15 protein-coding genes and 1 pseudogene are annotated in these 24,678 nt (G+C 65.2%); 8 read left to right on the forward strand and 8 right to left on the reverse strand.

Annotated features, from left to right (window positions below; translation table 11 throughout):
- Positions 1 to 104 precede the first annotated feature (104 nt).
- Entirely contained in the window at positions 105 to 353 is a 249-nt protein-coding gene (locus ACWEVR_RS22170; RefSeq protein ID WP_245655502.1) for a MoaD/ThiS family protein, read from the reverse strand.
- 29 nt (positions 354 to 382) lie between these two features.
- The gene (locus tag ACWEVR_RS22175; RefSeq protein WP_452468534.1) at positions 383 to 1,480 is read right to left on the reverse strand and encodes a WD40/YVTN/BNR-like repeat-containing protein; all 1,098 of its coding nucleotides are present in this window, start codon (positions 1,478 to 1,480) and stop codon (positions 383 to 385) included.
- Between the two features lie 155 nt (positions 1,481 to 1,635).
- On the opposite strand from ACWEVR_RS22175, the gene ACWEVR_RS22180 reads away from it, so the two are divergent.
- From ACWEVR_RS22180 to ACWEVR_RS22190, 3 genes are all read left to right on the forward strand, one after another.
- Positions 1,636 to 2,073, forward strand: coding sequence for a hypothetical protein (locus ACWEVR_RS22180; protein WP_452468535.1), 438 nt, complete (start codon positions 1,636 to 1,638; stop codon positions 2,071 to 2,073).
- A gap of 178 nt (positions 2,074 to 2,251) precedes the next feature.
- The gene (gene gntA / locus ACWEVR_RS22185) at positions 2,252 to 2,950 is read left to right on the forward strand and encodes a guanitoxin biosynthesis heme-dependent pre-guanitoxin N-hydroxylase GntA (protein WP_452468536.1); all 699 of its coding nucleotides are present in this window, start codon (positions 2,252 to 2,254) and stop codon (positions 2,948 to 2,950) included.
- 18 nt (positions 2,951 to 2,968) lie between these two features.
- Positions 2,969 to 3,847 (forward strand): ATP-grasp domain-containing protein, encoded by an 879-nt coding sequence (locus ACWEVR_RS22190; RefSeq protein WP_452468537.1) that lies wholly within the window; start codon positions 2,969 to 2,971, stop codon positions 3,845 to 3,847.
- On the opposite strand, the gene ACWEVR_RS22195 is transcribed toward ACWEVR_RS22190, so the two are convergent.
- Positions 3,837 to 4,040: an ADP-ribosylglycohydrolase family protein gene (locus tag ACWEVR_RS22195; protein WP_452468538.1), complete on the reverse strand. Its 204-nt coding sequence runs from the start codon at positions 4,038 to 4,040 to the stop codon at positions 3,837 to 3,839. The two genes, ACWEVR_RS22190 and ACWEVR_RS22195, sit on opposite strands and share 11 nt — an antisense overlap.
- Before the next feature lie 87 nt (positions 4,041 to 4,127).
- Positions 4,128 to 4,776: pseudogene (locus tag ACWEVR_RS22200) on the reverse strand (ADP-ribosylglycohydrolase family protein).
- 116 nt (positions 4,777 to 4,892) lie between these two features.
- On the opposite strand from ACWEVR_RS22200, the gene ACWEVR_RS22205 reads away from it, so the two are divergent.
- Together ACWEVR_RS22205 and ACWEVR_RS22210 are read left to right on the forward strand one after the other, a co-directional pair.
- Entirely contained in the window at positions 4,893 to 6,224 is a 1,332-nt protein-coding gene (locus ACWEVR_RS22205; RefSeq protein ID WP_452468539.1) for a hypothetical protein, read from the forward strand.
- Between the two features lie 41 nt (positions 6,225 to 6,265).
- A complete protein-coding gene (locus ACWEVR_RS22210) occupies positions 6,266 to 7,093 on the forward strand; it encodes an EamA family transporter (RefSeq protein WP_452468540.1) in 828 nt (275 codons plus the stop codon).
- Here the strand turns inward: ACWEVR_RS22210 and ACWEVR_RS22215 are convergent.
- The 3 genes from ACWEVR_RS22215 to ACWEVR_RS22225 all read right to left on the reverse strand — a co-directional run bounded on the left by ACWEVR_RS22215 (position 7,050) and on the right by ACWEVR_RS22225 (position 9,061).
- The gene (locus ACWEVR_RS22215; RefSeq protein WP_452468541.1) at positions 7,050 to 7,754 is read right to left on the reverse strand and encodes a phosphoribosylanthranilate isomerase; all 705 of its coding nucleotides are present in this window, start codon (positions 7,752 to 7,754) and stop codon (positions 7,050 to 7,052) included. The two genes, ACWEVR_RS22210 and ACWEVR_RS22215, sit on opposite strands and share 44 nt — an antisense overlap.
- A 133-nt stretch (positions 7,755 to 7,887) precedes the next feature.
- Positions 7,888 to 8,472, reverse strand: a complete 585-nt coding sequence (locus tag ACWEVR_RS22220) for a hypothetical protein (RefSeq protein WP_452468542.1) — start codon at positions 8,470 to 8,472, stop codon at positions 7,888 to 7,890.
- A gap of 130 nt (positions 8,473 to 8,602) precedes the next feature.
- Positions 8,603 to 9,061, reverse strand: coding sequence for a hypothetical protein (locus tag ACWEVR_RS22225; protein WP_452468543.1), 459 nt, complete (start codon positions 9,059 to 9,061; stop codon positions 8,603 to 8,605).
- Positions 9,062 to 9,508: 447 nt separating this feature from the next.
- Here ACWEVR_RS22225 and ACWEVR_RS22230 point away from each other — a divergent pair, with 447 nt between their 5' ends.
- Complete coding sequence (locus tag ACWEVR_RS22230) at positions 9,509 to 14,332, forward strand: AAA domain-containing protein (protein ID WP_452468544.1); 4,824 nt, start codon at positions 9,509 to 9,511, stop codon at positions 14,330 to 14,332.
- A gap of 7 nt (positions 14,333 to 14,339) precedes the next feature.
- Here ACWEVR_RS22230 and ACWEVR_RS22235 read toward each other — a convergent pair whose 3' ends face one another.
- The gene (locus tag ACWEVR_RS22235) at positions 14,340 to 16,151 is read right to left on the reverse strand and encodes a DEAD/DEAH box helicase (RefSeq protein ID WP_452468545.1); all 1,812 of its coding nucleotides are present in this window, start codon (positions 16,149 to 16,151) and stop codon (positions 14,340 to 14,342) included.
- 175 nt (positions 16,152 to 16,326) lie between these two features.
- Here ACWEVR_RS22235 and ACWEVR_RS22240 point away from each other — a divergent pair, with 175 nt between their 5' ends.
- Complete coding sequence (locus tag ACWEVR_RS22240) at positions 16,327 to 19,710, forward strand: hypothetical protein (protein ID WP_452468546.1); 3,384 nt, start codon at positions 16,327 to 16,329, stop codon at positions 19,708 to 19,710.
- Positions 19,707 to 24,641, forward strand: coding sequence for a DEAD/DEAH box helicase (locus tag ACWEVR_RS22245; RefSeq protein WP_452468547.1), 4,935 nt, complete (start codon positions 19,707 to 19,709; stop codon positions 24,639 to 24,641). The genes ACWEVR_RS22240 and ACWEVR_RS22245 overlap by 4 nt, the downstream gene beginning before the upstream one ends.
- Positions 24,642 to 24,678 lie beyond the last annotated feature (37 nt).

Consider the following 24,678-nt stretch of genomic DNA (forward strand, 5'->3'; position numbering starts at 1 on the left):
GGTACTGCACTCGACAGGGTGTGGGAGAGTAGGACACCGCCGGACAATCATTCACGAAAGCCCTCTGACTACGGTCAGGGGGCTTTCGTCGTTTCTAGACCAATTCACCCGCCGGCAACGGCCGGAATAATCATCACCTCGGTCCCTTTCTGAACCGCAGTCTCCTGGCCGTCGAGAGTCCGGCATTCGTCACCGTCGACATAGAAGTTCACATAACGGCGCAATACTCCGCGTTCATCGCGCAAGCGCCGTTCCAGCCCCGGATACTGCTCGCGCAGCACATCGAGCACCTGGCGCAGATCGGCCCCGTCGATGTCGAGTTCCCTTGCGCCGTCGACGTATGTGCGAAGCACCGACGGCAGACAGACGCGCGCCACGGCCCTTATCCGATCACCGCGGCGCGCACACAGAGCACGTCCGGCAGCTTGTCGGCCACCGGCTGCCAGTGGTCGCCTTCGTCCGCACTGCAGTACACCTCGCCGTTGCGAGTGCCGAAATAGATGCCGGTCGGATCGGCATCGTCAGCACACATGGCATCACGCATCACCGCCGCCCAGAACGGCACCTCCGGCAGCCCATCGCTGAGCGCCGACCAGGTCTGCCCACCGTCCTCGCTGCGGTACACGGCGCATTTGGCGTCTGGCGGAAATCGAAAGCGATCCATTTCCGCGACCAGCGGAAACGTGTAAATCACGCCGGGCCGCCGAGGATGCGCGACGATCGGGAATCCGAAATTCGACGGCGGCAGCCCACCATCGATCGATTGCCAGCGCTCCCCGGCATCGGTACTACGGAACACCCCACCGTGGTTCTGCAGATACATCGTGTCGGGATCCGCGGCATCGAGCGCCACCTTGTGCACGCACTGCCCCCATTCCGGCAACTCGCCCGGCATGAAATCCGCGGTGACCCCCTTGTTCGTCGGCCGCCACGATTCGCCACCATCGGTGGTCTGATACACCCCACCGGTCGACATCGCGACAGCCATCCGCCGGGTGTCCTGCGGATGCGGAAGGATCGTGTGCAGCGCCAGCCCGCCACCACCCGGCTGCCACTGTGTCCGATGCGGGTGGTTCCACAACCCGCGCACCAATTCGAAACTGCGCCCACCGTCCTCGGAACGGAACAACGCCGACGGTTCGACCCCCGCGTACACCACATCCGGCTCCGCCGCGGTCGCCGGCTTGATCTGCCAAACCCCTTGCAGCGCAGCGTCCGTGTTGTCCGGAAAGGCCAGCGGCGCGTCGTCGGGCTCACTCCACGTCTGCCCGAGATCGTCACTGACCACCATCGTCGGCCCGAAGTGGCTGTTCAACACCCCCGCCAGCACTCGCGGCGTCTCCGATCGCGTGTCGATCGCCAATGCCTTCACATCGGCGACCGGAAACTGCGGCGGCGACACCTCCCAGGTCTTGCGCCCGTCCCGGCTCCGCGCCAGAAACAGCCCCTTACGAGTCCCTATCCCGAGCAACACGTCCATCGCAGACCTCCAGTGGTAACCGCAACGCCGACGTCCGTCACGCTACTCCGGACCACCGACAATCGGAATGTCATTCGGGTGGAAACGGGGGATGGCGAGGCTCGGCATAATATCTCCGGGTCCTGATCTCGACTCAGCGGAGGGGGAGTATGAGAATGCGCGAGTTCGTTTATGCCGCAGGGTTATTCGTGGTGGCGACAATGCTGGGATGCGGGCGCTCGATCGAGGGAACTGCGATAGCAACAGACCCCGACGCCACAAAGGCAAAGGCTCTCGAGGGGACATGGACCGGTTCGTATACCTGCGCGCAGGGCGCGACCGGCCTCACCTTGACCGTGCGATCGCCTGACCGCGCAGAGTTCGAGTTCTATCCGCTGCCGGAAAACCCCACGGTCCCGAACGGCCGCTTCGCCATGCAGTGGCACACCGAGCCGACCCGTTTTGTCTTCCGCCAAACGTCGTGGATCGACAGACCGGGTTCCTACCGGATGGTCGACCTGATAGCCGACCGCACGGACAGCGCCACAACCCTCACCGGAATAGTGACCGGTGAGGGCTGCACAACTTTCTGGCTGAGCCGCGACCTGACCTGAGCGAACAGCGCACTGAGCTTCACGGCACCGAGCGGCCGGGTGTGATTTCGGACATGGGCATTTCCTGAATCCGGCCTTCGAGCGGGGCAAACCGGCATCGGTGACAATTCGCCCGATTCGCGCACCGCGCTGGTCACCTGACAGGATCACGCGCGTACGCACGGAAAGGAACACAGGGGTGACGACGGACGCGCGAGCTGAGCTGGCGAATTTCCTGCTCGGCGACCGATTCGCCTGTCTGGCGGGTCGCTCCGCCTGGCGTCAGGGCGGAATCACCCATTGCCACTACGACGTGCTCGGCGGCGCCGAAGCAGCTCGGCTGATGGCCGCTGATCTGGCGGAGTTCGTCGGCGCCGCCGACTGGAGCTCACGCAAGTTCTCAAGCTTCATCGCCACCTTCGAACAGCCCCGCGGCGTGGACGAACTCCGCTTCGAGGAGCTCCTGTGGCAGCACCTACAGCTCCTCCACGAGGCCGACGCGGACCGCTTCGCCTGGGCGGAAGGTTGTTCCGCCAACCCCCAGTCCGAAGAATTCAAATACAGCGTCGCCGGCCACAAATTCTTCGTGATCGGCCTCCACGAAACCCACCGCCGCCTCGGCCGCCGCCCACCCTTCCCGATGCTCGCCTTCAACTCTCACGAACAATTCGCCCGCATCAAAGCCGACGGCATGTGGGACCGCCTCGCCGACAAGATCCGTAAACAGGACATCATGCTCCAGGGCGACATCAACCCGAACCTGATGGAGTACGAAACCCTATCCGAGGCCCGCCGCTACTCCGGCCGCCCCAAGCCCCTCGACTGGCAGTGCCCGTTCAGCGCCCGTCCTGCAGCGGAAGAATCCGGCCCGGCCGAGGTCCAGCGCGCCTATATCTGACGGAATAATGTGGTGAGAGTGCCCACCACACTGCTGTTCTGCTGTGACCCACTGAGCCCGCGAAAGGTCGACGACTATTTCGCCGAGCAAGCGGCCACCGCCAGAGCCGCCGGCGCGGCTGTCGCGCTGCTGGACCATGACGCGCTGCTGGCCGGGCAGACCGCCGCAGCCGTCAGCCGCGTGGCCCGGGACAGCGGAGAGCTGTGGTACCGGGGCTGGATGATTCCGTCGCAACGATATCGCGAACTGGCCCAAGCGCTTTCATCGCGCGGCTGCAGCCTGGCGGTCGCGCCGGACCAGTACGCCTCAGCTCACGAATTGCCTGGCTGGTATCCCTCATTCGAGGAATTTACGCCGCGAACTGTGTGGTCGCCGTCAAGGCCTGGCGAGATCCCCGATGAATCAGCGCTCGCACAGTTGGTCACGCCACTCGGTGACGGAGCGGGAATCATCAAGGACTACGTGAAATCCCGAAAACATGAGTGGGACACCGCCTGCTACATCCCCGATCTGCGCGATTCCGCCACCCTGAGACGGGTGGTCGAAAATTTCGTCGAACTACAGGGCGAGTTCTTGGCAGGTGGTCTCGTGCTACGTCAATTCGAAGACTTCACCGACACGGCAGACACCCCCGCATCGGAAGCCCGAGTCTGGTGGCTCGACGGTGAACCCATCCTCATCGGCCCACACCCCGACAACCCGGCAGCCCACGTCGAACCGGACCTGACCGCAATAGCGTCGGCGGTCTCCCGCCTCGGTTGCCGTTTCATCACCACCGACGTCGCCCGTCGCGCCGACGGAGTGTGGCGGGTGATCGAAGTCGGAGACGCCCAGGTCAGCGACCTGCCCTCAACCGTCGACCCCACCGCGCTGATCGGCCCGCTCGTCAAACCCTGATCGAGGTGAGCCAGGACGGCAGCGGTTCGCGGGCGTCGAGCCAAGCCTGGGGTACTCCGTTCGCCGTGCCGATTCCGGTGTACGCGGCGACGATCCCTCCGGTGATCGCGCAGGTGGTGTCGATGTCGCCGTCCGCTTCGATGCACGCGGCGACAGCAGCCGGGTAGTCGTCCAAATATGTTGCGGCGACCATAAGGCGAAGGGCACGGTGTCCTGTGCCATCACTCGCGATCCGTTGCCCAGTTCGTGTGCGGCTTCGGCAACAGTGGCGCCGAACAGCTCACGCGCCCGGTAGATGCCATGCGTCGTCTCGCCCGGTTCGAGACGTTCCAGGACGGCGGTGAGGAATCCTGTGGCGGTGGGCTGAGAGTGGATGCGGCGGGCATAAGCGGCCTGCCCGGCCGCGACGGCCACGGCGACCGCCCCGACCACGCCGTCGGGGTGCATGTGAGTCACCTGGGGCGGACCGTACTGCTTCGGTAACAGCTCGTTGCGGATCGTCCCAGTAGTAGGCGCCGAGCGGCGCGACCCGCATAGCCGCGCCGTTGACGCAGGAACCACGACCTTCGAAGGTGGCTGCGGACGTCTCGCGCCCGGGCGCTCCGTTGCGGATCCGACGAAGCGTCGTGGCCGTCGCATGCCCGTAGTCGCGTTCCGGGGGAGAACCGGCGCGCGAACTCCGCGGCCAGTCGATCCCGGTCGACGTGCTGGTGACGTCGCAGTTCGGCGACCAGCACGCACGCCATCTCGGTGTCGTCGGTCCAGTCCCACGGAGCCTGTGGCGGCCTACCCGACCGAAGGTCCGGAAGCGACCTGCCAATGATGAAGAACTGGGCCCCCAGCGCATCGCCGACCGAGAACCCGTCGAGCGAAGCGAGCATAAGTCCAACACGATCATCGGAAGTACTCGACCGCCATCTCCATCGCATCACCGGATCATCGTGTCAGGAGCCTCGTCCGATCCGGAAGCGGTCTGTTTTGCGTCTGTATAAGTGAAAGGACCTGGGGCGAAGCGGGTTCCGTGCAGATCGGTAAGGGGAAAGACATGTCCAATCTCGATGAACGGATGAGGCTGGCGGTCGAATGGTTCGAGCGTTACCAATTCTCCGATGAGGCAGGTGGGGCCGGGTGGGGCTGGATTCACGACGTGCCACCGAATCCGCAGAATACGGCCGAAGTGGTGTGCGCATTGGCTGCGGCGGGGATCCCGGTGCCGCGGGCCGACGAAGTGCTGCACCTGGTGCGCAGGCAACGCATCGTGCCGCCCACGGCAGGCGCGGGTGAATTCACCGGGCCGATCGACATCGCGTGGCAGTTGCGGGCGATGCATTGTCTCGGAGTGCCGGACACGGATCTCGATGTGGCCGAATGTATTCGACGGCTCATCGAGGAACAGGACGCGGAGTCGGGCGGGTACCGGATGTCGGGGTCGATCGGTCCGGTGTCGCTCACCGCGACGTCCGCCGTGATGCACGCCCTCGCGCCCTATGCGGCGCAGAACGAAGAGGTCGCCAGGGTCACGCTGCGTGGTGTCACGTTTCTGGCGTTGACGATGCTGTCCGACGACGTCCGCGCCGAACCGCTGTATACCGCTGCGCACATCGTGTCCGTCCTGGCCCGCTCGGAATTCGCGTCGGTCGGCGGCAAACGGGCGAGGCGAGCATCGGAACTGGCGATCGAACGGATCCTCGACTCCCTGGCCGACGGAGTGAATTGCAATGGGGACGAATACTTTCTGCGCGGCGACATCGCACATACATGGCGTCATCTCGGCCTGCACTCGGCGGTAGGTGCCCTGCTCGGCGCGGACGGCAAGTTGATCTTTCATCCGGCGGTTCGTGCCGCACTGACTTCACTGTTCGAATTGCAGGAGATGTCGGTGCGGCTCCCGAGCCGTGGTGGGTTCAGGACGTCGAGCGAGGGTTTCGTCACCGCCTACTCGACGACCTCGGCATTCGAGGCGATGGTGCACGCCCGGGCCGCTGTCGGCGAAACAGCCAATCCCGGAAAGATTTTCGACCTGATCTGCCGAGCGGACGGCGCGCATCACAGCGACGGGCAGGTGCTGGCGAAATGGGGACGGCAGCGGTTGATCATGAACAGCTTTGCCGGCTTCGCGGTCTTCCTCTTGGCCATGACAGCAGGACTGACCATTGTGGCCCATGGTGCGGAGCTGAATGCAAGGTACGAAAACCCGGACTGGCCGGTAAAACTGGCAGCAAGGGCGCTCGTGATCTGGGGGACGACGGTGATCGCGTTCGGCACGCTCACCTGGCTCACCAGCCGTTTTCCCGCGTCGTCGTCGCGGGTGGTTGCGGCGGCCGTCTTCGGCGGGTTCACTGCTGTGGTGCTGCCCATCGTGACCTATGCGATTTGACCGTAGCCCGGTCTTCCTACACCCAAGCGTCGCCGTGGATCATGCTCACGGCGACGCTGGTGTGGGGTGCCTCGAGCGCCGCGTTGGCAGCCGTTGAAGGTGCCCTGACCTCCTCGGCGCTGGTTGCCGCGGGCGGTGGCGCGACGTTGCTGCTCATCGCGGGAGTTCGTGGTCAAGGTCCGCTGCGAATCCTGATGGAATCGCCGGCTCTCTACCTACGGCTCGGCGCACTCGAAGCGGCCAACCTCATGCTCTTCGTCGCCGCTCTGAAATGTGGCCCGCTGCCCGTTGTCGTTGCGCTGCATCTGATTGCGCCGTTGCTTTTACTCGCCACCGAGATCGTGCGGGGGAGACGCCTGCTCACGCCGCTGGTAGCGCTCGAGTTTCTATTGGTCGGTGCTGCGGTGGCGGTTGCAGTGCCGAGTAGTTCAGCTGAAATCCGGATGGACAGAGCGCTCTTGGGTTGCGTGTTGGCGGTCGGCAGCGCCGTGTGCGTCGCGATGCTCGTCAGCCTCATCGCCCGCGAATCGGCGCAACGGCCGACGATCGCATCAGCGGGTTGGCAACTGGTTGTAGCCGGGTTCCTCGGTGCCGCACTGATATTCACCGATCCGCCCGACCCGCGCACAGCCGGCTCGCTCGTACTCGTCGGCGCGCTGCTGCTAGCCCCGGGATTTGTGCTGTATTGGCGGGGTCTGCGCGGACTCGACGCGACGAAGGCCAGTATCATCGGCCTCAACGAAGCAGTCTTCGCCGCAGTGGTGAGCGCGATCTTCACCAATACACCGATCACTCTCGGCGCGGTGGTCGGCGGCGTGCTCGTCCTCAGTGCTGTTGTGCTGGACGATAAGTCGAGGCAGCTTCCCTAGCGGCCTCGACGAACGCGACGCAGGCAGCCTCGGATTTGTCGCCTTCGGCGTCGTCGACTCCGGAGTTGACGTCGACACCGAAAGGTTTGACCGCGTCGATCGCCGCACGAACATTGTCCGGATCGAGCCCACCGGCCAGGACTACCCGCTTGCCCCGATCCTTTTGCGACTCGACGATTTTGTTGCTGATGCGCCAATCATGGGTTTGTCCTGTGCCGCCGAGGCGGTCCGGTGTCCGCGAATCGAGCAGGATCACGTCGCAGTAATCCGCGACTGCCTCCACATCGGCAAACGCGCCTTCATCGAGAACATGCACCGCCCGAATGATCTCGTGGCGTCCGTCGGTGCGCGCATACACCTTTTGCAGATTGTCCGTGCTCACCAAACCGTGAACCTGAATCGCGTCGACGCCTATGCGGTCGGCGAGAGCAAGGATGTCATCGGCGTCCTCGAGATGAGTCACCAGCACGCGCTTCACCGGCAGCGCGAGCTCGGCCACCAGCGCGGACAGCTCCACAGCCTCCTCCGCGCTGACCTCGTCCTCGCTGAAGGCGGTAACCCCGCAGATGAAGCCCACGGCATCAGGCTTGGCGCGTAGAGCCCGGCGCAGATCGCCTGCTGACCTGATGCCACAGATCTTCACCTGAACGGACTCTGTCATGCCGCCCAGCCTAGTGACGTCGCAGGCTATCCAGCCACCTGGGAGGGCTGAATCTCGGATGCTGTTCGACACTGTCCGTCGATGCTGATTCGACCGCGGCTCGTTGATGAACCAGTGCGGCTGTCAGTGTCGTTCACTGGGCTGTTGGGACCGCGATCCCCGCGAGAAGAAGGACACGGACAATGGCAGGCCGGTCCGGTGGTTCGTCGCCCGGAGTCTCCGGGCGCAGCACGTCGACCAGCCGATCAGGGGTCAGGGACCGTGTCTCAGCATCGGACAGAATGCCCTCCGCGCCGAGCCTGCCTGCCGACTCGAGCAGACGCGAAGACAGCTCGTCGAGCACCTGCTCCCTCTCGATGAACAGGCTCATCCCGCAGCTCAGACCGTCGTCTCGGAGATCCTCGGGATAGGGCGCACGGGCCCAGACGCCATCCTCGAACCAGTAGACGCAACCCAACTCATACGCGCCGATTCGCTCGCGTAGTTCATCGAACGGAAGCCAGTCCGGCCCACCCGCCAGCATGTCGATCGGCGGCTTGTGCCACTTCACCCCGCTCGATTCGTCCTCCCCATAGAGCACGAACCGCCCTTCGCCGACCCGCGACATGGCCCACCAGGTGCAACCACCGTCTTCGTAGTGAAGGCCATCGTGATCGACCCACATGCCAGTGCGATAGGTGCTTGCCTCGGCCTCGGTGGTTGCGTCGATCGCGGCCAACAATGCCCACCGAGCCCACAACACGTCAGCTGGCGGAATGTTCCCGGGCAGGCCCGGAGTGTGGATTGGCATCATGCACCTTGCGATAGGGTGAAATTCGACGGGCCGCATATTCGACGGCGGCCTTTCGTCAGACGGGCAGCCGGTAACTCGTGAATGCCTCACCGGTCTCCATCGTCGTACCGACAGTCCCGCCCAGCGTCAGCGTAATGAAGCGCAGTAGCTGGTGCTCATCGATCCCGCTGGATCCCGCCCGGTTGACCGCGTTCAGCAGCAGATGTGCGATCCGGTCCGGATCGTTGTCCCCCTCATCTTTCTCGTAGCCAAAGTCGACTGTGAGCCCATGCTTTCGGCGAAGTTCGCCGGCGATGTCGGCGATCGCGTCGAACCTGGTCGAGCCCGTCCGCAAGCAGTGCAGACCTGATCCTTCGGCGTACCACCGGCATCCCGGTGGCGGATTCTCGGAGATCGCGCACACCTGCGCTTCATCGTTGCTCCAGTCGAAGAACAGCGTTCGACGGGTGGGTTTCGATGACCGCAGGACAGCCGCGGTTCCGCCCTCGATGCTCCCGACCTTCGGATCGCCCATGACCTGCCGAAATCGCCACCGGCTCAGCCTGTCGATTTGTAGCGCCGAGGACCTTCCAGACGATAGCGTTTCAAGGGCTGATGGTCAGGGCGAGGAGTGGCGGTGCGGGGCGTGGTGGACGATGCGGATCTCGTAGATCGCGCGGCGCGGTTGTTCAGGTTCCTCGCTCGAGTGCAGGGCGTGGGGGTGACGAGAGTCCAAGATGCTGCCGACCTCGGCGTGATCGAGTGGCTCGGTGCAATACCGGACCATCCCTCTGTCCGGTTCACGCCGAACAACGCCGACGCCCCATTTCTCTTGCTGGACAAGGTGCGTCGAACTCCGGCTGTCGACGCACCTGAGGTAGCAGTCCGGGCTTGGTTGGCACCTGGCCGATTGGACGACCCCGATGACGAGCCGTCCTTGCTTCAGCGTCGACTGGACGGTACAGGTACTCGGACGTTGCTGTTGAGCGACCATCCGAACGTTGTGGAGGAGTTCGACGCCTGGCTTGCTCGATGGCGGGAATGGGCGGCTGGGGCGCGCATCGAGGAAGCCGCGCTGCGCCTGTACCGCGCCGTCTACCAGATGTATTCGGATGTGAATGCCTCGGCGGAATCCAAGGAAGCGGTGCTCGCGCTCGGCTGCCTGGTCTGGCGCAGGCCAGGATGGGGAACTGCCCGCCGCCATGTGCTGACCTTGCCGGTCAAGCTGGATTTCGACACCGATTCGGGGCGGTTGACGGTACAGGTGGACCGTGATGGCGGCCGGGCCGCGGTGGAACTCGCCGATTTCCTGGATCCGTCCGAGATCGCTGATCCGGGTCTGCTCCGAACGGCCGAACGTGAGCTCGTCGACGAAGGACTCGAACCGTTCGATCGAGCGACGATCGCCGGACTGATGCGCCGCCTGCTACACAGCCTCGGTCCTTCGTCGAGCTACCGAGACGAGGACGTGCCCGCCACGGCCACTGACGAGCCGGTCGGCTTCTATGCCCCCGCGCTGATCATGCGGTCGCGCGGCAAGCGGGGCCTGACCAGGGTTCTGGACTCGATTTCCGACCGGATCCAGGACCAGCGGGAGGTGCCGAGCGGGATTCGAAATCTGGTCGACCCCGCCTATGCGCCGACCATGGTCAGGTCCGAGGAGAGCGGCGCGATCGTTCGTGACGGGGACGATTGCTTCTTGCCGCTGCCGTTGAACAGCGTGCAGCTCCAGATCCTCGAGCACGTCGATTCGCATGCGCACACGATCGTGCAGGGACCGCCCGGCACGGGCAAGACGCACACCGCCGCCGCACTGATCACCCACCTGCTCGCCCAGGGCAAACGCGTGCTTGTCACCGCCCACACCGATCGTGCGCTGGAAGAAGTTCGCGGCAAGTTGCGCGAAGAGATGCGTGGGCTGTGCGTCTCGGTGGCCGGTGCGTCACGCGACAATTTCGACGACCTGAAACGTGCCATGGAGCGCATCGCGCAGGAAGCCGACCGCCACAACCCGCATCGTGCCCAGACAACGGTGAAAGCCGCGCAGGCCCGCATTGCCGACCTGCGCGCTGAGCGGGCGGATATCCGGAAACAACTGCTGCGGCTACGCGAAATCGAGGTTGTGCAGCACCAGTGCGGTAGATATCGGGGGACGCTCACCGAACTGGTGACGCGCCATCGCGACGAAGCCTCGCGTTTCGACTGGATCAGCGCTCTGGATCCAGTCGAACCCGGCACCGCGCTGCCGGTGTCGGCGGCGGACGTCGCGCAGTGGCGGTCGTTGCTCCTGGATTCCGCGCTCGATGACCCCGAAGCGCGGGCACCGGACCTGATTTCCACTCATGATGTCCCGCCGGTCGATCAGATTGCGCTGTGGTCCGAACGACTGCTGCAGGCCGAGGCGCGCGTCAGGTCCTGCTCGGAACAGGGTGCGCCGCAGTGGACAGAGCGCATTGCCGCGTTGAATCCGCCGACGCGTGCGGAATTGCTGGCGATGGTACGGCGGCTGGACCGGGAGTTGGGTGACCTCGCGGCGAGTCGAGACGCCTGGGTTCGAGAAGCCTTGGCCGACATCAGTCTTGGGCGCGCCGCCCTGTGGCAGGACCGGGCGATGCGCCTGGCCGGTCTCACCCAGCCGGCGCAGCAGTTGGTCGCACAGGTCGGAATATCGCAAGTGCGCGTGAACGGTGGCGATACCGCTGCCTTGGTGTCGCTCGCCGAAGCTGTTCGCGCGCATATCGAGACGGCTGGTCCGCTCAAGGTCGGTGCGGACGGAATGCCGAAGGCCGGTTTCGCGTTCGGTAAGAGCCGGGTGCTCAAGGACGCGGCGCCGTTGTTCGAGCACGTCCGGGTCGACGGGCGGATCCCGACCACGGCCGAGCAACTCGATGTATTCCTGCGTTTCGAAGAGATCGAACGACTGCTCGGGCAGCTCGACGAGGTGTGGGTGGGAACTCCGGCCATGCCTGTCACCGGGAGTCCGACGATCCGGCTGACGTGGCATCGCGAACATGCCGAACAGTTGAGGCGGTTGCTGAGCTGTGGCGCCGAGCTGGCCGAGGCAGGCAGGCAACTGCGCACCTTCGGCCTCCCTGAACCGGACTGGGCCGACGCGAACGCGCGCAAGCCGATCTTCGCGTCGTTCGAGGCCGTCACCGCGATCGACGAAAGACGAGCAGTACAACATCTTTTCGATACGGTGTCGGTCAAGCTGAACGCAGTGCGATTCCAGCCGCACGCGACGGCGAATCTGCAAGAGCTGCATGCCGCGATAGAACGCGGCGATGTCGAAGCCTACCGTCGCGCCTATCAGCGCCTAGGTGAGCTGAACACGGTGCGGCGCAGGTTCGTTCATCGACACGAGCTCGGGGCGCGAATGGCATCGTTGCCGCGCCTGCGGGACGCGATCGCGGCAACGGCTTCCGATCCCGCGTGGGACACCCGCCTCGTCGAGCTCGAAAATGCCTGGGAATGGGCAGGTTTGGGCCGATGGCTCGCGGCGCACGAAGACGACACCGTCAACGAGCTGTTCGGCCGGCTCGACGACATCGAGGCGTCCTTGCGCAACGAGGCATGCGAGCTCGCGGTGACCAAGGCCTGGGACTACGCGGTCGGACCCGAGCGGCTCACCGCGAACACCAGGGTGGATCTGCGTCAGTACGCCCAGCTGGTCCGGCGCCTCGGCAAGGGCACCGGCGCGCACGCGGATCGCCGTCGTGCCGAGATCCGGGAGACCCTGGCTCGTTGCCGCTCCGCGGTACCGGTATGGATCATGCCGATCTACCGGGTGGTCGAGCAGCTCGACATCGAACAAGACATGTTCGACGTCGTCGTTGTCGACGAGGCCTCACAGGCGGGTGTGGAGGCGGTGTTTCTGCAGTACCTCGCGCCACGGATCGTGGTGATCGGCGACAACCGTCAGGTTTCGCCGTCCGGTGTGGGCGTAAAGATCGACACCGTGAACGGGCTCGGCGAGCAATTTCTGGCCGACAACCTGCACCGGGCCACGTGGACCGACCCCAAGCGGAGCCTGTTCGACGAGGCCGCGATGCGCTTTCCGTCGCGGCTCACCCTGCTCGAACACCGCCGCTGTGTGCCCGAGATCATCGGCTTCTCGAACAAGATCGCCTACGAAAAAGACGATGTGCGTTTGGTGCCCGTGCGGTTGTACGGTGTCGATCGGTTACCGCCGATCCGGACCGAATACGTCCCCGACGGCGTCAGCACGCCGGGCAATGTGAACGAGATCGAAGCCGATCGGATCGTCGCCCGCGTCCTGGAGTGCTTGGCCGATTCGCGATACGACGGGAAGACCTTCGGGGTGATCTCCCTGCTCGGCACCGCGCAGGCGGAAGTCATCTGGAAGAAGATGCTGGTCAAGGTGTCTCCGGAGGAGATCGACCGGCGTCGGCTGCGCTGTGGCGACGCGGCCGACTTCCAGGGCGCCGAACGGGATGTGATGTTCCTGTCGATGGTGAAGTCGGCCGGACCGGAGACCAGGCTGGTGGCCCGAGCCGACGAACCGGCGACCCAGCGGTACAACGTCGCGGTGTCGCGTGCGGCCGATCAGCTGTGGTTGTTCCACTCGGTCACCGCCGAGCAACTGAAGAATCCGGCCGACCTGCGCTACCAACTGCTCGACTACTGCCGAACGATCGAGACCACGCCGCCGGAGATCACCACCGGGGTTTCGGAGCCAGTCCCCGAAAGCAGGCCGGTGGCACCTTTCCGTTCGTTGTTCGAGCAATGCGTTTTCAACCGGATCGTCGGTCGCGGCTACCGGGTGGTCGCACAGTACGACGTCGGCGGACACGCGCTCGACATGGTGATTGTCGGAGGCCATATCCGGGTCGCTGTGCAGTGTGACGGCGACAGGTGGGCGGGGCCGATCGAATACCAGCGGTCGATGGCGTGGCAGCGTGATCTGCAACGGTGTGGTTGGCCGTTCTTCCGAATTCGGCAGTCGCGCTTCGTGTCCGATCCGGAGTCGAGCCTCGAGCCACTTTGGCAACTGCTCGACGAGGTCGGCCTGACGCCGGTGTCGGCCGAGGACTTGGTACAAGCCGATGCGGCACCGATCGCGTCGGCGACGAGTGTCGAAACCGCTGAGCCGGTGATACAGCAGCCTGTCGTGGATCCACTGGCCGACTTCGATTGGCGCAAACCGGAACCCGATACCGGGGCTGGCGAAAACGAGCAGGTCTGTCCAGTCGAGGAGAACGTCGACATCGACGTCCCGATCGAGCCTCCGAACGCTGTCCCCGCACCCTCTGTTATCACGGAAGAAGCTGGTGAGCAAGAATATTCGGCGTTCAATGGATTGGTGTCACCGCTGTCTGCCGCGTCGCCGATCGACACGGTCGTGAGTGATCTGCTGCGCGTTGTCGAGGTGGAGGGCCCCGTGACCGCCGGTCGTCTGCGTTCGGTGTTCTTTCGCAACGTGGCGGACGACGACGAGCGAGGTGGCAGGGCAGCGTTGGACCGTGCACTGTCGGTGGCTGTCGAGCGTGGCGAGCTGATCGTGGACGACTTTCTGGAACTACCTCAGCCGCAATGGTTCACCTACCGATCACCGAGCCAACCGGAGGTGCGACGGCGGACGCTGGGCGCCCGTTCCATCGAGGAGGTGCCGCCGCGCGAACTCGCCCGAATCCTGGCCGATGCTGCTGAGACAACCGGTTGGGGCGACCGGCGTGGACTGATGCAGACAGCCGCGAGCGAGCTGGGTCAGGCGCAGTTGACCGATCGGGCCATCTCGATGTTCGCCCTGGTGCTTTCGAGCGCGCGTACGGCGCCCGCCGGATGAGGTGAGATCAGAGCAGGCCCGAGGGTGTTCGCCCCCGGAGGAACGCGGCAATCTGGATGAGCCGGTGCGGCGGCACGGTGAGCGCGCCGACCCGCGACATCACTGACCGCAATTCGCCCACCGGATCATCGGATCCGGCCGCCCATTGTGCGATCGCCGCTGCGGCCTGCTCACGTGTCGCCCTCGTGCCGCCCACGGCTGCCGACACGAGCAGCAGGTCCTCAGTGGGTTCGCCGAGTGAGCGGTAGGTCAGCAGCCCGGCGTCGGCCGCGGCTTGGACTTCGTCGAGCAGCTCACGAGGATCGGTGACCCCGATCAGGTCGCCCACTTCGTCTCCGGTGGCAACGAATTCGAGTTTGGTCAACTGGTCCAGCAGGTCGGCGTACTCCGGCACCGCCTCGGCCATGTCCTCGACAGAGTCATCGTCGTCGGGATGGTGCGTGTCGGCGTCTTCGCTGTATGCGTCGTCGTGCGCCACCAGATGAACGCCGGATGGCGCGGCCGCTCCGACCGCATGGTCTTCTGCCGCGCCGGCAGCTGCCTGACCGGCCCATTCGGTCAGGAACTGCGTCAATCCGGCGACATCCGTGCGTACAGTGTTGTCTGCCAGTCGATGGGCAACCGACAGGAAGGAACCATCGACGCCAGCGGCCGGATCTTCGATGGATCCGACCACGTAGGCGATGACGATGACGCGGGGCCGGACAGCATGGGCAGAAGTCACGACGCGGCCCAGCCGCCGGATCATCTCGGTGCGGTCGTGGCTGCGGGCGAGGAACAACCCGAGTTCGGCGTGCGGCACGAGCACCGTTTCGTCGGGCACGCGTTGTTCGACGAGCACCCGCACCGACAGATCACGCAAGCCGGCCGACAGCGCCGATCGCTGCTCCGGCCGCAGCGCGGGGCCCGAGATGGCGGCGGTAACTCCGGCGGAACTCAGAATCTGTGCCACTGTCCCCGCCGCCACCGCTCGGCCGGCGAAAACCACGGTCTGGGTATCGCGGAGTGCGTCGATCGGCAGCGAGCGGACGAGGTCCATCTTCGCCCGGCATTCCGCCAGCAATGTCGCCCGGTCGCCGAGCGCTTGCACATAGCGGTTGGCATGGTGGGCTCCGGAGCCACGGCTTTGCCGGAGCTGTTCGACGAAAACGTGGAATTCCTCGGAGCGATCCGGTGCGCCGTAGCTGCCGGTCAATGTGTCGATCTCGCGCTCGACCAGTGATTGTGCCTGATTGAGGCGGGCACGTTCTTTGGGCGTCAGCTCGACACCGACCTGTACGACCGTGACCGGCGCGAGATGTCCGTCCGCGCGGGCACGCGGGTAATCACAGCCGGCGATCACGGAGCCGAAGTAGGGGAGAAGCACCGAGTCGACGGTGCGGTCCCCGGGCGGGAGGGCATCGGTGAAGCCGAGCCGGTGTGGGAAGCGCTCCGTCAATGCCGTCGGCCAAAAACCCGCGCCGTATCGATGCAGGTCATCGACGATCAGCAGGGCCCTGTGGTGATCGAGGTCGGCGGTGCGCAGGCGCGCCACTGTGTTGGCGGTGAGCACCGCTACGTGCCAGGTTCGGCTCGGCATAGCGAGGCTGCCGATCCGACACGACGGCATCGTCTCTTCCATCGTTGCGAGCCAGCGTTCACGGGCGGCGTCGTCGGGGACTACGGCAACGACCGGGCTGCCCGCCTCGACCGCTTCCGCAGCGGCTCGCACACCGAGCACGGTCTTCCCCGTACCCGCCACGGCCTCGACGATGCCTCTGCGGCCCTTACGGTTCCACTCGTCGTAGGCAGCCTGTTGCCACGGGCGCAGCACCCTCACACCCTCCTCGCCAGGCCCGAACGGGGCCTCCGCTGACGAGGGTAGCGGCTCGAAATCAGCAGCTTCGGTCTGCGCCCGGAAACTTCCGATCGGTGAGATGATGAGAATTGGTTGATGGAGGTTTGCCAGGCGCCCGAAATGGGTACAGGCGCGGTGCGGAGGGGGTGTGGCACGAATGGCCGAGTCGTTCGTGTGGGTCCAGGCCGGCGACGAAGAATTTGCTCGCGCCAGGCAGTTGGAGCGGGTGTCGCTGTTCGTCGAGCTCAACTTGGACCACGACGAAATCGTCCGGACCCGCGACCTGTTCGGCCAGCTCATCCGGGATCACCGACGCACCCACGGTCTTGCCCGGTTGATCGACCGGTTTCCCGCGCTCACGCTGACCACCTTGATCGGCCATGCGGGTCTGTCCTATGAGCAGGGGAAATACTGGGAGAGTTTCTGGGCGGAACTGGCGATGGAGCGCGAGCAGGAGTTCGAGAACCTGCTGCGGACCAAGCTCACCTCGCTGCTGCGCAAGTTCAAGCTGCGCGAATTCCCGGAGATCAGCAACCAGCAGTACGTGCAGACCATGGCGGTGCATGCCGGAGTCCCGGTGCACTGCCTCAACGACCTGGTCGACGTTATCGAACAGCACATTTCGCTCGGACGTGAACCGAGTGGTGCTGCCGTGTTCGAGTGGCTCACCCAGCCTGGTCTCGAGTACCGGATGAACCACCTCGATGTTCCCGTCCGCAACTTCCTGCAGTTCGGTGGTGAGGCCGCTGTCGACATCGTCGACCGGATCATCGAGTTCGCCGAATACGCCCGCGAGCATCCGGAGGTCGCCAACGACCTCGATCTCGATACCTCGACCACCGGGCTGCCGAGTGTCATGCTCGAAGCGTTGATCGACCGGTTCGAGGAGCGGCCGTTCGGGTCGAGCACTGCCGAGTCCGGTCGGGTCGGTCGATCACGCCGACCGGTGATCGCCTATTCGCGATCCGATGACCAAGTCGTTGTCGAGGTTCCGTTTCCGGACCGGGGCTCCGAATTTCCGTGGTTGGTTTCTTTCGACGGCGACAGCACCGAGGTGTACGCCGAACGAGGTTGGGGCCTGAATGAAGGCGAGGTGCACCCGCCGACTCAGGTTCGGGTCCCACATCGAGTGCGCGAAGTGGTCCTGCGCCATGACACCTCCGAGGCGCATCATCGGATTTCCTTGGTGGACAAGGACAATCCGCTCTTGCTGTTCGATCACAACGGCAAACCGATCTCCCGGCATCTCGCCCTGCCGCGTGGCGAGGTGATCGGTGTCCATCCGGCGACCGCGTCGCTGGTCGACGGGCACACGGGGGCGCCGGTGTCGTTCACGGCCGAAGCTGTCCCGGCGGGCTGGCGCGACTGGCGAGCACGGGTCTACGACCTGGCGGCGGTCGACTCGGTGCGGTTGCGTCGGGATCACCTTCTCGGCCCGGTGCAGCAGGTTCGCCGGGTCGGTGCCGCCCGACTCGATCTAGCCGACCCGGTCGAAGGGGTCGTCACCAGATCGGGCTTGCCGGTGTACAGCGAACGGCCCGCCGTAACGCTGCCCGTCGCAGGTGCCGAGCCGGTTGCCTGGCGCGTGCGGGTGCGCCGGTCGGGGACCACCGACTGGCTGGCCGACGACGAATGGGAATCGGATACCGAACTCACCGAGCTCGACCCGTTCGACGGTCTCGCGCCGGGCCTGCTCGGCATGTTCGACATCGTCATCAGTGGGCCACTGGGGCAAGACATTCGACACAGCATGTTCATGGTGGAAGGGCTCTCGGTCGAGCACGACAGCATCTTCCGCATACCGACCCCGGACGGACTGTCCCCGGCGGCGACCGCGCTCGAGATCGCGCCGCCGTTGGCCCTCGACCGTGCGTTCGTCGAGTTTCCCAGTGCGCAGCGTGATTCGGAGTTTCGGGTATCAGCAGGGCAGACGGTCGAACGCCTGGTCCTTCGTCCGCCACATATCGAGTTCCGGGTCGACGACATCGGCGCCGCCGCCCGCTGGCGCACGGTCGCGCCGGTGCTGACCGTCGACGATCTCACCGAGCACCTGATCGTGGCGGTTCGGGTCCCCGGCGATGTCGAAGTCGACATCGCACTGTCGGATTCGGTGGGCCGGATTCGGCAGACCGAGGAGCCACAGGTCAACCGCGACAATCTCTTCCAGGTGTCGAGCCGGACCTTTGCCGACACCGCGCGCTCGCTGCGCACCGCGACACTGCTGGCCCGGATAGATACCCCGGACGGTCGGACCACTCAGGTCACCGTGGCCCGTGTGCAGCCGCGCCTGCTGTGCTCAGGAATCCGGTTGGACGGCGGTGTGCTGGTGTTCGAGGGCACCGACAGCGATGACCTCGCCGCGTTCGTCTGGCCGGAGACCGCGCCGTGGCGGCCACCGACACAGGTCGAGATCGTCGAGGGAAAAGCACGCCTGCCCGTCGAATTCGTCGATGCTGGACCGCTGACCGTGCAGGTTTTCGTCGATGATCCATGGGCGGTGATCACCGCCCCGAGCCGCCCTGACGATACGGCGTACCACGTTCCGCAGCACGGCTGGTTGCAGGATTCGGACCCGGCACGCACAGAGCTGGCGAAATTCCTGGCCGGGGCGGGGGATCCGCCCGTCTCGGGCAGTGCGCTCGCCGAGGTGTGGTCCGCTTACGCGAACTGTTACTCCGACAGCTCGCTCAGCCCGCTGGTTCGCGGTGGACTGCTGCGAGTTCTCGGCGCCGATCCTCGAAGCTCACTCGAGGCGTTGGAACGCAGTGCTCTTCCGCAGGCCCAGCTTCCAGCACTGCTGATCCGTACCGGGCTGGTGGACAAGGATTTCAGTTCGTACTTCCGCCTGGGTAAGCACGCCAATCCGTGGCTCGGCTGTCTGATCGATATCGCCGACCTTCCGAATGTCGTGTTGCAGTCGGCCGAGGGGAGTGCCGAAGCGCTTCGTGCCGACCTGGCCACGCACGGCGGTCCAGCCCTGGTCGAGCTGCTGTCGGGGAAATTGCGGGAGGTCTACACCGGCTACTTCGAGCGAAACACCATCGGGATGCATCGCATGGCGCCGGAGCAGATCGCCGCGCTCAGGGACGCGTGTGAGATCGTGCCCGGGGCGTTGCTTGATCCGGATACCCGAAGGGCTGCGATGTTCGAGGCGTTCGCCCGGCGGCTCGACTGGCAGTCCGATCCGGCCTCGCATGCCATGACCACCCACTCGGCTGCGTTGACGACCCCCTTGCGACGCGCCTCGCCATGGGTATACGACGTGGTCAAAGCGCGCAGTGATGCGCTGACAGGGGTAGACACCAGCGAATTCCCCTGGATGCTGATGTCGATGCAGTCGCTGCTGTTCGCCGTCGTCGCCCGGTTGCGCGCTCGCTCGCTGATGTCGCATCCGGTTTTCACCGCGCCCATGCGGCAGTGCTGGGCCAGGTTGGCCGAATTATGTCCAGGACTGGTCGCTGCCGACCTGCTGATCGCCGATGCGCTCGCGTCCTACGTTTTGCACCACGATGTCATCAACAAGATCGGAGACCATCGGTGACCGACAGGCTGGATCCCCTTGCCGCCAGTGCCGACATCGAAGCAGGCTACAAACGCTATCTGAAAACGTTGCTGGCGCCGCGTGATCCGGCGCTGGCGAGCGCGTTCGACCAGGCGGTGGACGAGACCTCGCTGCTCACGAAGGGGCCGATGCTCGAGCTCACGCCACCGTACGCACCGGGTGCGTCGTTGCGGTCCCTGATCTCCGAGGGCGTCTTGCACCCCGGCTTCACCGGGTTCGGCACAACCGTGGACCTGGACCGGCCGCTGTACTTGCACCAGGAGACCGCCGTTCGCAAGGTCGTGAACGGTCGCAATCTCGTCGTGAGCACCGGCACCGGATCGGGTAAGACGGAGAGCTTCCTGCTTCCGATCCTGAACTCCCTCATCGCCGAGAAGTCCGCGGGCACCCTGGGGCCAGGTGTACGGGCTCTGCTGCTGTATCCGATGAACGCGCTGGCCAATGACCAGCTCAAGCGCTTACGCGAACTACTCGCGGCCACACCCGAGATCACATTCGGGCGCTACACGGGCGAAACGAAACGGCGCCGTGCCGATGCCGAAGACGGCTACCACGCGATGTTCCCCGGCGCCGAGCGCCTGCCGAACGAGTTGCTCAGCCGGGAGGAGATGTGGGCGAGCCCGCCGCATATCCTGCTCACCAATTACGCGATGCTGGAATATCTGCTGCTGCGCCCGCGTGACTTGGAGCTCTTCGACGGAAAGCACCGGGACACTTGGCGATTCATCGCTCTCGACGAAGCCCACGTCTACGACGGGGCCCAGGGAAGCGAAGTCGCGCTGCTGCTGCGCCGGCTCCGGGACCGGGTCGCCGGAGCGCGCTCGCTGCAGTGCATCGCCACCTCGGCGTCGTTGTCCGGAACCACACCCGAAGCCCAGGGGGTCGAGGCGACGGCGTTCGCGCAGAAATTGTTCGATGTCCCCTTCGAGTTCGTCGCCGACGATCCGAGCCGCCAGGACCTGGTGACCGCCACCCGGATGCCGAGCCGTCCACCGGCGACCTGGACGATCGAAGACGACAAGCTGCTGACCCTGGCCGCGCCGGACACCGATCTGACCTGGATCGGTACGAAGTCGCCCTCCGGTGACATCGCGGAGGCGTTGCACAGCGAACGCCGAATCGCCGATCTCAAGAGTTACGCGGCCGCCGGGCCGCAGAGCGTGCGTGAGCTCGCCGCGAAACTGTGGCCGGGCGACGACCACGCCCCGCGGAAACTCGAAGCCCTTGTCGCGCTGGGATCCAAAGTCACCGACGACACGGGGAATCCGGTGTTGTCGGCGCGATACCACCTGTTCGTCCGGGCGACAGAGGGCGCCTACGTCAGCTACGACGACAACGGCCCGACCGTTCTGCTCGGCCGCCACGAAGTAGATCCGAACACCGGACGCGCGGTCTTCGAGTTCGGCACCTGTCAGCGGTGCGGCGCTGTGCACCTCGCCGGCCAGCGGGAGCTGGTCGACGGCCGCGAGTATTTCCGCCCAGCCAAGGGGGAACGCAAGGTGAGCTGGCTGGTGGTCACCGACAGCGACATCGGCGACCTCATCGACGAGGACGACGAAACCCTCGACGAGCAGCAGAGCAGCGCCGCCAGCACCGGCGTCGGCACGCTGTGCACCGGTTGTGGTGCACGCGGCAGTTGCTCGCCGAAGTGCCCCGGCGGCCGGGTTCTACGGGTTCGGGAGCACCGTGCCGCCGCGCGGGTGATGAGCAAGTGCACCGAGTGCGGCGCACGATCACGGCAGGTCATCCGGCGGCTGCGGACCGACACGAACGCCGCGCCGGCAGTCATCACGACCGCGCTCTACCAGCACCTTCCGGCGGCCGCGGACGGTACGGCCGACTTCGTAGGCGGCGGGCGGAAGCTGTTGATGTTCTCCGACTCCCGGCAGGCGGCGGCCTTCGCCGCTCCCTATCTCGAGCAGACCTACGGCCGGATGCTGGAACGACGCTATCTCGCCGAGGCGCTGGGGCAGCCGAAGAATGCCGGCGAGGCCCTGTCACCCGAAGACTTGGCTGCTGATGCGAAAGCGGTCGCGGTACGCGCGCAGCACTTCGAGGAACGCGCCACCCGGGCCACGATCATGCGTGCGGTCAATCCGTGGGTGATGGCGGAGCTGATGGCAATGGACCAGCGTCAGTCGCTGGAAGGCCTCGGGTTGATGGCGGTTTCGTTGTTTCGTTCCCGAAATACGCCGATTCCGAAGGGATTCCGCAATCTGGGGTTGAGCGATGACGATGTGTGGGCGTTGCTGAACGAACTCGTGAAGACGATCCGGTTGCAGGGTGCGATGAGTCTGCTTCCCGAAGTCGACATCACGCTCCCGATCTTCGAGCCGCGCGCCAGCCGCATCCGAATTCGTTCCAGGGATTCGGATCGGGACCGCCGGATCATCAGCTGGCTTCCCGGCGGAAGACCGGGCACGGCCAACAATCGAATCCTGTTCCTGCGCAAGGTGCTCGCCGAGTTGGGTAGACCGGAACCGGCCGAGAAGGTGCTCGACGCGTGCTGGAACTTCCTGCTGCAGAACAAGTATTTCCTCGAGGAGAGCGACCGCGTCGCCGGTGTGCTGTATCAGCTGGACCAGGAGCAACTGCGTATCCGTCGCGGCGCCGACTGCGAATGGTTCCAGTGCGATGCGTGTCGTCGCATCACCGTCCACAATGTGCGCGGCCTGTGTCCGCAGGGCAATTGTGACGGCCGGCTCGTGCCCCGCCGGATTCCGGACCGCGACGAAGACATCAATCACTATCGAACCGCGTACCGGTCTCTGGCCATGGTTCCGCTGTCGTCGCGCGAGCACACCGCGCAGTGGGAGGCCACCGCGGCCGCGGACATCCAACGACGGTTCATCTCCGGCGAGGTGAACGTGCTGTCGTGTTCCACGACGTTCGAACTCGGTGTCGACGTGGGTGATCTGCAATCGGTGATGCTGCGCAATATGCCGCCGAAGACGGCGAACTACGTGCAGCGAGCCGGCCGCGCCGGGCGCCGGGCCGCATCGGCGGCGCTCGTGGTGACCTATGCCAAGCGCAGTTCGCACGATCTGGCGAAGTTCCAGAAACCGGAATCGATGATCGCCGGGAAGATGCGGATTCCCTGGATTCCCATCGACAACGACCGAATCGGCCGCAGGCACGCCCATTCCATCGCGCTGGCCGCCTACTTCCGGGACTGCTATGACAAAGAAGGCCGCGAGTGGGTCACGGCCGGGGACTTCTTCACGCCGGAGAAAGACGAGACCGAGTCGGCAGCCGCCCGAGTGCGCTATTTCCTGACCCCTGTCCCCGCTGCGGTGCGAAGCTCGCTGCGGGCCGCATTGCCTCCGTACGTGCAGCGCGAGATCGGAGTGGAAACCGACGCGTGGGTCGAGCGTCTGTGTGCCCAGCTCGCTGATGCGGAAAGCGACATCCGCACCGACATAGCGACTTTCGAGGAACTGATCCAACAGGCGATCGACGCGAAGAACCTGGCGCTCGGCAGCCGTCTGCAGAAGACTCTGCACACTGTCCGCAGCCGCCAGCTGCTCGGTTATCTCGCCAACAAGAACGTGCTGCCCAAGTACGGGTTTCCCGTCGACACCGTGGAACTGCGCACCACACACTGCGAAGGCACCGTTGGTGCCAAGCTGGAACTCTCCCGGGACCTGGGACAAGCGATCTACGACTACGCACCGGGCAACCAGGTGGTCGCGGGTGGCAAGTTGTGGACCTCGCGAGGTCTGCACAAACTGCCCAAACGTGAGCTGGAAACACTGCAGTACCGGGTGTGCAAGGAGTGCAATCACTTCGAGTCCGGTCATGTGCTCGACCCGTTCTCGACCTGTCCGAACTGCGGTGCGGAGTTCGATGCGGCAAAAACCTGCGTCCTGCCGGAGTTCGGCTTTGTTGCCGATCGCAAGCCCGAGGATGTGAAAGCCGAAGCGCCGCAACGGGCATGGTCGGGCGCCAGTTTTGTGGAGACGGTCGGGGAGGGCTCGGAGCCGGAAGCCTGGCCGTCGAAAGACGATATGCAGGTGTGGGCACGATCGGGTACGCGCGCCAAACTCGCTGTCATCGGTGAAGGCGCGGGTAACGGATTCCGGCTGTGCGCCTGGTGCGGATGGGCCGAGCCGATCAGGTTCGGTCGCGCGCCGAGCAAGACGCATGAGCGCCCGGCGACCGGCAGTCCGTGCGGCGGACCGCTCGACCAGGTCAACCTGGCCCATCGCTACGAAACCGACGTCGCGGAATTCACCTTCGCAGATTTCCATTACACCGAGTCGGAAGACAAGTGGCTGTCGGTGCTGTACGCCCTGCTCGAGGGTGCTTCGGAGGCATTGGAGATCAGCCGCGACGACATCGACGGAACGCTGTCCTGGAGTGCCGACCACCGCCGGAGCATTGTCTTGTTCGACACCGTGCCCGCCGGTGCCGGGGCATCGAAACAGATTGCCGCGGAACTGGATCGGGTGTTGCGGGTCGCCGCGCAACGAGTCGCCAGCTGCGACTGCGGTGTGGAGACCTCGTGCTACGGCTGTCTGCGGTCCTATCGCAATGCCCGGTTCCATGATCAGCTGACCAGAGCGGGCGCGCTGGAGGTTTTCCAGCAGCTCGGACTGGTAACCGAAGTCACCGACCTGACAGTCGACAAGGCACCGGAATCCTGGGACGAGGACCCGCTGTATTCCTCCCAGGCCGTCCGGGACCTGCTCGCGGAGCTGCAACAGGCCGGTGTTCCCAAGCCCGAGGTCGGGATCGAGGCCGGACGGGCCTACTGGATGGTCGACATCGCCTGGCCGGCGGAAAAGGTCGTGGTCGTCGAAGGCGTGGACGACGATCGCGATTCCGGCTTGGCGGCCGACGGCTTCCGGGTCGTGCGGGTGGATGAGGCCGACGTCGACGAGCTGGCTGCGATCTTGGCCGGCGTGTAAATGCCGCCGGGGCAGCGGGTTACGCTGCCCCGGACGC

The sequence above is a fragment of the Nocardia sp. NPDC003979 genome, from assembly GCF_053605015.1.

Coding starts and splice junctions, on each gene's coding strand:
- ACWEVR_RS22175 (WP_452468534.1), bottom strand. CDS start 1,480: ATGGACGTGTTGCTCGGGATAGGGACTCGTAAGGGGCTGTTTCTGGCG.
- ACWEVR_RS22180 (WP_452468535.1), top strand. CDS start 1,636: ATGCGCGAGTTCGTTTATGCCGCAGGGTTATTCGTGGTGGCGACAATG.
- ACWEVR_RS22195 (WP_452468538.1), bottom strand. CDS start 4,040: ATGGTCGCCGCAACATATTTGGACGACTACCCGGCTGCTGTCGCCGCG.
- ACWEVR_RS22205 (WP_452468539.1), top strand. CDS start 4,893: ATGTCCAATCTCGATGAACGGATGAGGCTGGCGGTCGAATGGTTCGAG.
- ACWEVR_RS22210 (WP_452468540.1), top strand. CDS start 6,266: ATGCTCACGGCGACGCTGGTGTGGGGTGCCTCGAGCGCCGCGTTGGCA.
- ACWEVR_RS22215 (WP_452468541.1), bottom strand. CDS start 7,754: ATGACAGAGTCCGTTCAGGTGAAGATCTGTGGCATCAGGTCAGCAGGC.
- ACWEVR_RS22225 (WP_452468543.1), bottom strand. CDS start 9,061: ATGGGCGATCCGAAGGTCGGGAGCATCGAGGGCGGAACCGCGGCTGTC.
- ACWEVR_RS22240 (WP_452468546.1), top strand. CDS start 16,327: ATGGCCGAGTCGTTCGTGTGGGTCCAGGCCGGCGACGAAGAATTTGCT.